The organism is Sphingomonas sp. LR59, from assembly GCF_036855945.1.
Taxonomy (GTDB): domain Bacteria; phylum Pseudomonadota; class Alphaproteobacteria; order Sphingomonadales; family Sphingomonadaceae; genus Sphingomonas.
The window spans coordinates 4,085,285-4,093,522 of sequence record NZ_JASPFL010000001.1; the positions used below are offsets into that span (position 1 = coordinate 4,085,285).

Genomic DNA, 8,238 nt, shown 5'->3' on the forward strand with positions numbered 1-8,238 from the left:
TCCTGTTCCCTCGCGAACGCGGGGGCGCGGGAGCCAGGCACTCCAACATGCGTGACCCTGGACCCCGCCGCCTTCGCGGGCGAACATTTGTAGGTTTGGAGTGGCCCTTTGACGACCCTGCCAGACCCGGCGAACGCGCCCGACCAGGTGCTGCGAACGCCGTCCAACCTGAAGCTCCGCATGATCGCCAGCGTCGCGATGATTGCCGTCGCCAGCATCGCGCTGACGCTGGGCGGGATCGCGTTCTGGGTGCTCGGCGTGGTCGCGGCGCTGTTCATGATGGCGGAATGGTCGATGCTGCAAGGCGCCGATCGCAAGACCAAGCGAATGACGCAGTTCGCGCTGTCGGTCCCGCTGGCGCTGATGGCGCCCGCATCGCTGATCCTGGTGATCCACGATTTCTTCACGCTGGGGCTGCTTGCCGGTGCCGCGTTCTTCGTCGTCATCACCACGCGCAAGCCACCCCTCGCGCTCGGCATCCTCTATTGCGGCCTTCCGGTACTCGCGTTGATGATCATCCGGCGGCAGGACGAGGGTATCCTCTTCACGCTGTGGGCGCTGTCGCTGGTGTGGGCGTGCGATATAGGCGCGTTCTTCACCGGGCGGACGCTGGGCGGGCCCAAGCTCGCGCCGGTGATCAGCCCGAACAAGACATGGTCGGGGCTGATCGGCGGCGTCGTGCTGGCAAGCGCGGTCGCGGCGGTGCTGCACATCCATTACGGCCTGCCGATGCGGATGACGCTGGCGACGCCGGTGCTCGCCGTGCTCGCGCAGATGGGCGATCTTTATGAGAGTTGGTTGAAGCGAGTGGCAGGCGTGAAGGACAGCGGCAACATCCTGCCCGGCCACGGCGGCGTGATGGATCGCCTCGACGGGCTCGTGCCAGTCGCCCCGGTCGCCGCGTTCCTCGTCCTGCTGCCGCATTTTTACGCATGAAGACCGTCACGATCCTGGGCGCGACCGGCTCGGTCGGCACCTCGACGCTCGACCTGATCGAGCGTGAGCCCGATCGCTTCCGTGTCGTCGCACTGACCGCGAACTGCGATGTGACCAAGCTGGCTGCGGCCGCGATCCGGACCAAGGCCGAGTTCGCTGTCGTTGCGGACGAGGGCTGCCTCCCCGAATTGCGCGAGGCGCTGGCGGGCACCGGCATCCGCGCAGGCGGTGGTGCCGACGCTATCGCCGAGGCTGCGGCATCGGGAGCCGAATGGACCATGGGCGCGATCGTCGGTTGCGCGGGGCTCAAGCCGGTGATGGCGGCGATCGAGCAGGGCGGTACCGTCGTGATCGCCAACAAGGAGCCGCTGGTTTCGGCCGGCGACGTGATCCTTGCCGCGGCCAAGCGGACCGGCGCGACGTTGTTGCCTGCCGATTCCGAACACAACGCAATCTTCCAGTGCTTCGACGCGACTCGGCCCGAGCGCGTGCGGCGGATTATCCTCACGTGCAGTGGCGGCCCGTTCCGCGACTGGACGATAGAGCAGATGCGCGGCGTGACGCTCGAGCAGGCGGTCAAGCACCCCAACTGGTCGATGGGCGCAAAGATTTCGGTCGATTCGGCGACCTGCATGAACAAGGGCCTCGAACTGATCGAGGCCGCCCGGTTGTTTCCGATCCCGCACGACCGGATCGAGATCGTCATCCACCCGCAATCGGTGGTCCACAGCCTCGTCGATTATGTCGACGGCTCGGTTCTCGCGCAGCTCGGGCCCCCCGACATGAGGACGCCGATCGCGCATACGCTCGCATGGCCCGACCGGATGGCGACGCCGATGGCCCCACTAGACCTGGTCGGAATCGGCCGACTCGACTTCGAGGCGCCCGATCCGGTGCGTTTCCCGGCCTTGCGACTCGCGCGCGAAGCGTTGGATGCGGGCGGGGCGCGGCCGGCAACCCTCAACGCCGCCAACGAAGTCGCGGTCGAAGCCTTCCTCAAGCGCCGGATTTGTTTCCTCGAAATTGCCGCAATCGTAGAGGATACGCTAATGCGCTATAACCCGGCTGCACCGGACAGCGTCGATGCCGTGCTGGCGATCGACGCCGAGGCGCGGATCCTGGCGGGCAAGCGTGTAGAGGATTGCGTGGTTTGATCGAAACGCCGGGTATCCTGCTGACCATATTGTCGTTCGTCCTGGTGATCGGGCCGCTCGTGTTCGTGCACGAGATGGGACATTACCTCTCCGGACGCTTTTTCGGGATCAAGGCGGATGCCTTCGCGATCGGCTTCGGCCGCGAGGTCGCCGGGTTCACTGACAGCCGCGGCACCCGCTGGAAGTTCGGCTGGTTACCGCTCGGCGGCTATGTAAAGTTCGCGGGCGATATGAACCCGGCGAGTCAGCCCTCGGCCGAATGGCTGTCGCTACCCGCCGAAGAACGCCAGCGCACCTTCCAGTCGAAGCCGGTATGGCAGCGCGCGATCGTCGTCGCCGCGGGCCCGGTCGTCAATTTCGTCGTCGCGATCCTGATTCTCGCTGGTTTCGCGTTTGCTTACGGCGACATCCGCATGCCGCCCGTCGTCGGTGGCACGATGCCCGGCAGTCCGGCCGCGGCTGCTGGCCTGCAGGTCGGCGACCGGATCACCGCGATCGGCGGACGATCGGTCGAGACGTTCGACGATCTCGCCCGCTTCGCGCGCATCCGCGCCGGCGAGCGTACACAGATCGACGCGCTGCGCGGTGGCCAGACGGTATCGCGCGATCTCGTGATCGGCACCGAATTGCAGCGCGATCGCTTCGGCAACGAATACAAGATCGGCCGCCTCGGCATCGCCGGCAGCAAGCCCGTGATCGTCCCCGTCAGCCTGATCGAAGCGCCGGTGATCGCGGTGAAGCGCACTGGCGAGATCGTCTCGATGATGGTCGAGACGCTGAGCCAGGTCATCACCGGGCGCCGCTCGGTCAAGGAACTCGGCGGGCCGCTCAGCATCGCCAAGGTGTCGGGCGAGCAGATGTCGCTCGGGCTCGACGCGTATGTCTTCTTGATCGCCCTGGTCTCGATCAATCTGGGGTTCATCAATCTGCTGCCAGTGCCGATGCTCGATGGCGGTCATCTCTTCTTTTATGCGATCGAAGCGGTGCGCAGGCGCCCGGTCGAGCCGCAGGTTCAGGAATGGGCGTTTCGCGGCGGCCTCGCGGCAATTCTTGCGCTGATGTTGCTGGTGACGTTCAACGATCTCGGCAATTTTGGGCTGTGGAAAAATCTGGCCGGCTTGATCGGCTGACGACGATAGGGCAGGGCGGGCGCGCCTTGTATGTGCACGTTTTTGGGGTGGGTTTGGTGACAGCGATCAACGGTTACGATTTCGCGCGGAAGGGCGCCCTGCTTCTCGCAGGCACGATCCTGTCCGGCGCGCCCGCGTTCGCGCAGACCGCACCGGTCGCGACGACGACCCCGGCTCCGGTCCGCAATCCCGTCACGGGGGCGGTCAATAGTGTAACGCCCGTCACGGCTCCGGTATCCGCCGGCACGATCAAGACTTTGCGAGTCGAGGGATCACAGCGGATCGAGGCCGAGACGGTGCTGAGCTACACCAAGCTGCGCATCGGTATTCCGTACACCGCGGAAACGCTCGATCAGGCGCTGAAGGACCTGCAGGCGAGCGACCTGTTCGCGGACTACTCGATCGCCGGCGTCGAGACGGGCAACATCGTGCTGCGCGTGCGTGAGAACCCGATCATCAACCGCGTGATCATCGAGGGCAACAAGGCGCTCAAGACCGACAAGATCACCAAAGAGATCAAGCTCGCACCGCGCCAGATCTTCACGCGCACCGCGGTCCGTCAGGACATTTCGCGGATCATCGAACTCTATCGCCGCCAGGGCCGTTTCGCCGCGGTGATCGATCCGAAGATGGTCAACCTCGACCAGAACCGCGTCGACGTGGTGTTCGAGGTCAGCGAAGGCCCGAAGTCGAAGGTCCGCCAGATCAACATCCTCGGCAACGAGGTGTTCTCGGACGATCAGATTCGCGGCCAGATGGCGACCAAGCAGTCGCGGCTGTTCCGCCTGCTGTCGTCGGCGACCAGCTACGATCAGGATCGTCTAAGCTACGATCAGCAGAAGCTGCGCCAGTTCTACCTGACGCAGGGCTATGCCGATTTCCGCGTGACCTCGGCGGTAGCGGAACTGACGCCGGACAAGAAGGACTTCATCATCACGTACGTGGTGGAGGAGGGCAAGCGCTACAAGTTCGGCGACGTGACCGTCGACAGCCAGATCCGCGACTTCGACAACACCAAGCTTGCGGCCACGCTGCCGCTGAAGAAGGGCGACTGGTACAACGCCAAGCTCGTCGAGGATTCGGTCGACAACCTGTCCCAGACCGCGGGCTTGTTCGGCTATGCGTTCACCGAGGTGAACCCGGAGTTCCAGAAGGACGCCGAAACGCTGACGATGGGGATTAATTTCAACATCGCCGAAGCCAAGCGGACGTATGTCGAGCGGATCGAGATCAACGGCAACACGCAGACGCAGGACAAGGTCGTCCGGCGCGAGATCCGTCTGGCCGAGGGCGATGCGTTCAACAGCTTCCAGGTGAAGCGTTCGCAGGATCGCATCAACTCGCTCGGCTATTTCGCGGACAAGATGGAAATCAAGCAGCTGCCGGGCTCCGCGCCCGACCGCGTGATCCTCGAGACCAACCTCGAAGAAAAGTCGACCGGCGAACTCCAGCTGTCGGCGGGTTATTCGAGCCTCGAGCGCTTCATCATCCAGGCGAACATCACGCAGCGCAATTTCCGCGGCAAGGGCCAGGAGCTGCGCGCCGGTGTGAACTATTCGAGCTATTCGAAGTCGATCGAGCTGGGCTTCACCGAGCCGTACCTGTTCGACAAGAACATCGCGCTCGGCGGCGACATCTTCCGCCGCGACTACAACTCGTTCAACTATGTCGGCAATGATCGCCAGACCAACTATTCGCAGGTCTCGACCGGCTTCCAGCTGCGGACTGGCGTGCCGCTGACCGAATTCTGGTCGCTGTCGGGTCGTTACGGTCTGTCGTATGACGAAGTCAGCCTCGACAGTCAGTATCTGAACGCCGACGGCTCGTGCAACCTCCTGGTGGCAGGGCGCTATCTGTGCGAGGCCATCGGCAATCGCTGGACCTCGTCGATCGGCTATTCGGTCAGCCGCGATACGCTGAACAGCCGTCTACGCCCGACCGCCGGTTCGCGCTTCTCGTTCAGCCAGGACTTTGCCGGTCTCGGCGGCGACGTGAAGTATCTGCGTACCCGCCTTGAAGGATCGAAGTACGTCAACCTGGGTAGCGGTTTCATCGGATCGCTGATCGGTGAGGGTGGCTATATTCATCCGCTCGAGAAGAGCCGCGGGCCTGGTATCGATGCGATCCGTATCACCGATCGGTTCTATCTTGGTGAGCCGCAGTTCCGCGGCTTCGACATCCGCGGCGTCGGCCCGCGTATCCTGCGCGCAGCATATAGCGACGGAACGCCGGCACAGATCCTCGCGACCGATCGCAACTCGATCCAGGACGACGCGCTCGGTGGTCGCGCTTATTATCTGGCGCGTGCCGAAATCGAGATTCCGTTGGGCTCGGGCGCGCGTGAGCTCGGACTGCGGCCGTCGGTCTACGCCCAGATGGGCAGCCTGTTCGGGATCAAGCGTCCGTTGCCGACCGCGACATTCGAGACTGCGGTCGATCCGGCCACCGGCAAGGAATATGTGAAGTCCAACTTCACGCCAGCCGTCAATTCTCTGGGTGCGCCGCTTTATACCTATACGACCACCAGCTCGTCCGGTGCGCCGGTAACGGCGAACACGACGTGTTCGACGGGGTCGCCCGACGCCGCAGGGACCTCATGCATCGGTACGACAGCCAATCCACGCGCGCAGGCCGAGCAGACTCCATTTGTCGAAAGCTTCCTCGGCAACTCGGCCCGGCCGCGTTTGTCGATCGGTGTCGGCGTCAACTGGAACTCGCCGTTCGGCCCGCTTCGTATCGATCTCGCCAGGGCTCTGCTCAAGCAGAAGGGCGACGACCCCAAACTCATTACTTTCAACGTAGGGACACAGTTCTGATGACGACGACGTTCAAGACGCTTCTCCTCGCCGCAGCGCTCGTCGCGCCGGCTGCCATGACCGCAACTGCCGCCGATGCGCAGGTTTCGGGTATCGCCGTCGCCGATGCGCAGGGCGCGATCGCCAACTCGAAGGCCTGGAACGCTGCGCGTGCCCAGATCGAGACGACCTACAAGGCACAGCTCGACCAGGCCGAGACGCGTCGCCAGGCGGTTGCCCGTGAGCTTCAGCCGCTGGTCACCGCATTCCAGACCGCACAGCGCGCGCCCGGCGCGACCGAAGCGACGCTGCGTCCGCAGGCTCAGGCGATCCAGACCCGCGAGAACGCAGCCAACCAGGAACTCGCTCGCCTGACGCAGCCCGCCCAGCGCGCGCAGCAATATGCGATCGAGCAGATCCAGGCGAAGCTCAGCGACGCCGTGACGGCCGCGGTTCGTGCCAAGAACGTCAGCCTGTTGCTGCGTCCCGAGGCCGCATTGTTCGCACAGCCGACCGCCGACATCACCGCGGCGATCACCACAGAGCTCGATCGTCTGGTGCCGTCGGTCAGCACCGCCGTCCCGGCGAACTGGCAGCCGAACCAGCAGGGTGGCCAGCAGCAGCAGGGCGCAGCACCAGCACCGGCTGGTCGTGCACCGGCAGCTACGCGCACCCCACAGGGTCGCTAAGCTACACCGATGACCGATATCGTGAACGATACTGAGGCAAAAGGCCTGACTGCGGCAAAAGGCCTGGGTCCGCTCGATATCGGGCGCGTCATGGCCGCATTGCCGCATCGCTACCCGATGCTGCTGGTCGATCGTGTCGAGGACCTGGTCCTCGACACGTCGATCACCGCGATCAAGGCGGTGTCGATGAACGAGCAGTTCTTCCAGGGGCATTTCCCTGGGCGTCCGATTATGCCGGGCGTGCTGATCGTCGAGGCGATGGCGCAGGCCGCGGGGATTCTCGCGGTCGAGTCGCTGGGTCTCGCGGGCTCGGGCAAGCTCGTCTATTTCATGGCGATCGACGGCGCGAAGTTCCGCAAGCCGGTCGAGCCGGGCGTATTGCTGAAACTCGAAGTGACGTTCGTCCAGAAGCGCAGTGCGGTGTGCAAGTTCGCCGGTCGCGCGCTGGTCGACGGGCAACTGGTTGCCCAAGCGAACTTCACCGCGATGATCGCCGACCCGCCTAAAGTCTGAGGCTAAGGCTTCAGGCCCGCGTTCTTGTAAAATCGGGCGCGTCCGTGTACGGGCGCGCCTTCCTTTCAGGCTGGTCGGAACCAGCCACATACGGAGAATTCCCATGAAGGCCGATACGCACCCCGATTATCACATGATCACCGTCCAGATGACCGATGGCAGCAAGTACCAGACTCGCACCACCTGGGGTAAGGAAGGCGATGTGATGACGCTCGAGATCGATCCGCTCGCGCATCCGGCATGGACCGGCGGCCGCGGCACGATGCTCGATACCGGCGGCCAGGTCGCGCGCTTCAACAAGCGTTTCGGTGGCGGTCTCACGCTCCGTAAGTAAGTGTAAACCCCGGAACGGATTGATACTAAACCGTTCCGGGGTCATTTCTTAAGATCACGTTAGGTAACGGCGGCTAGGCTTGTGACTGCAAGCCAGACTTAGGACTCGCAAGGACGAGGACGCCATGTTCGCCGCCGATTTCGAACCCGCAGAGCGCACCAGCCGCCGCGGTTCTCCCCGTGCTCCTGTCGCGTTGGACGTCAGCATCGGCAAGACGCGCCGCACTTTGTGCAAGGTCGTCGACATCTCGATAAACGGCGCGCGGCTCCAGACCTATTCGGCGCTGAAGCGCGGGACCAGCATCTGGCTCAACCTGCCGCAGATCGGCCAGATCGTTGCCGAAGTCATGTGGGCGGATGATTTTACCGCCGGCTGCAAGTTCCGCAAACCGCTATCAATCGAAGCGTTCGATGCGCTTATTCAGGATCATCCGGCATAGCGTCGCTAATCGCGATCACGTTAGCTCGCATGATCGCGTCGTCGCACCTTATACGACTTTGCGCTTTCTAACATCATGGATGGTTTGCAACCCTGGCATCGCACCGGACGAGGCTCGCGGTTTCGACTTCGTGTGGGGCAAATTTGACGTTCGTCTAGCGACTTACAGCGCGCAGCGTGACATGGTTCGGCCGGCGACAAGAGCCCGTAGAGCAGTGCAGGGGTCGGAAATTCCGAAAACCGACCAAA

General features: G+C 63.7%; 8 protein-coding genes. All 8 read left to right on the forward strand.

Annotation, left to right across the window (positions count from 1 at the left end; all coding sequences use genetic code 11):
• Positions 1 to 180 precede the first annotated feature (180 nt).
• Positions 181 to 936, forward strand: coding sequence for a phosphatidate cytidylyltransferase (locus QP164_RS19270; protein WP_333924308.1), 756 nt, complete (start codon positions 181 to 183; stop codon positions 934 to 936).
• Entirely contained in the window at positions 933 to 2,090 is a 1,158-nt protein-coding gene (locus QP164_RS19275) for a 1-deoxy-D-xylulose-5-phosphate reductoisomerase (RefSeq protein WP_333924142.1), read from the forward strand. The genes QP164_RS19270 and QP164_RS19275 overlap by 4 nt, the downstream gene beginning before the upstream one ends.
• Complete coding sequence (gene rseP / locus QP164_RS19280) at positions 2,087 to 3,220, forward strand: RIP metalloprotease RseP (RefSeq protein WP_333924143.1); 1,134 nt, start codon at positions 2,087 to 2,089, stop codon at positions 3,218 to 3,220. The genes QP164_RS19275 and rseP overlap by 4 nt, the downstream gene beginning before the upstream one ends.
• A gap of 53 nt (positions 3,221 to 3,273) precedes the next feature.
• A complete protein-coding gene (gene bamA / locus QP164_RS19285) occupies positions 3,274 to 6,036 on the forward strand; it encodes an outer membrane protein assembly factor BamA (protein ID WP_333924309.1) in 2,763 nt (920 codons plus the stop codon).
• Positions 6,036 to 6,704, forward strand: coding sequence for an OmpH family outer membrane protein (locus QP164_RS19290; RefSeq protein ID WP_333924144.1), 669 nt, complete (start codon positions 6,036 to 6,038; stop codon positions 6,702 to 6,704). The genes bamA and QP164_RS19290 overlap by 1 nt, the downstream gene beginning before the upstream one ends.
• Positions 6,705 to 6,713: 9 nt before the next feature.
• Positions 6,714 to 7,217 (forward strand): 3-hydroxyacyl-ACP dehydratase FabZ, encoded by a 504-nt coding sequence (fabZ, locus tag QP164_RS19295; RefSeq protein ID WP_333924145.1) that lies wholly within the window; start codon positions 6,714 to 6,716, stop codon positions 7,215 to 7,217.
• A 103-nt stretch (positions 7,218 to 7,320) separates the two neighbouring features.
• Entirely contained in the window at positions 7,321 to 7,551 is a 231-nt protein-coding gene (gene rpmE / locus QP164_RS19300) for a 50S ribosomal protein L31 (RefSeq protein WP_055880673.1), read from the forward strand.
• Between the two features lie 124 nt (positions 7,552 to 7,675).
• Positions 7,676 to 7,990, forward strand: a complete 315-nt coding sequence (locus QP164_RS19305) for a PilZ domain-containing protein (protein WP_132896238.1) — start codon at positions 7,676 to 7,678, stop codon at positions 7,988 to 7,990.
• The last annotated feature ends 248 nt before the right edge of the window (positions 7,991 to 8,238 follow it).

What these genes read in the sequence shown, in the direction of transcription:
- QP164_RS19270 (WP_333924308.1), top strand. Translation starts at nt 181, where the DNA reads ATGATCGCCAGCGTCGCGATGATTGCCGTCGCCAGCATCGCGCTGACG.
- fabZ (WP_333924145.1), top strand. Translation starts at nt 6,714, where the DNA reads ATGACCGATATCGTGAACGATACTGAGGCAAAAGGCCTGACTGCGGCA.
- QP164_RS19305 (WP_132896238.1), top strand. Translation starts at nt 7,676, where the DNA reads ATGTTCGCCGCCGATTTCGAACCCGCAGAGCGCACCAGCCGCCGCGGT.
- QP164_RS19275 (WP_333924142.1), top strand. Translation starts at nt 933, where the DNA reads ATGAAGACCGTCACGATCCTGGGCGCGACCGGCTCGGTCGGCACCTCG.
- rpmE (WP_055880673.1), top strand. Translation starts at nt 7,321, where the DNA reads ATGAAGGCCGATACGCACCCCGATTATCACATGATCACCGTCCAGATG.
- QP164_RS19290 (WP_333924144.1), top strand. Translation starts at nt 6,036, where the DNA reads ATGACGACGACGTTCAAGACGCTTCTCCTCGCCGCAGCGCTCGTCGCG.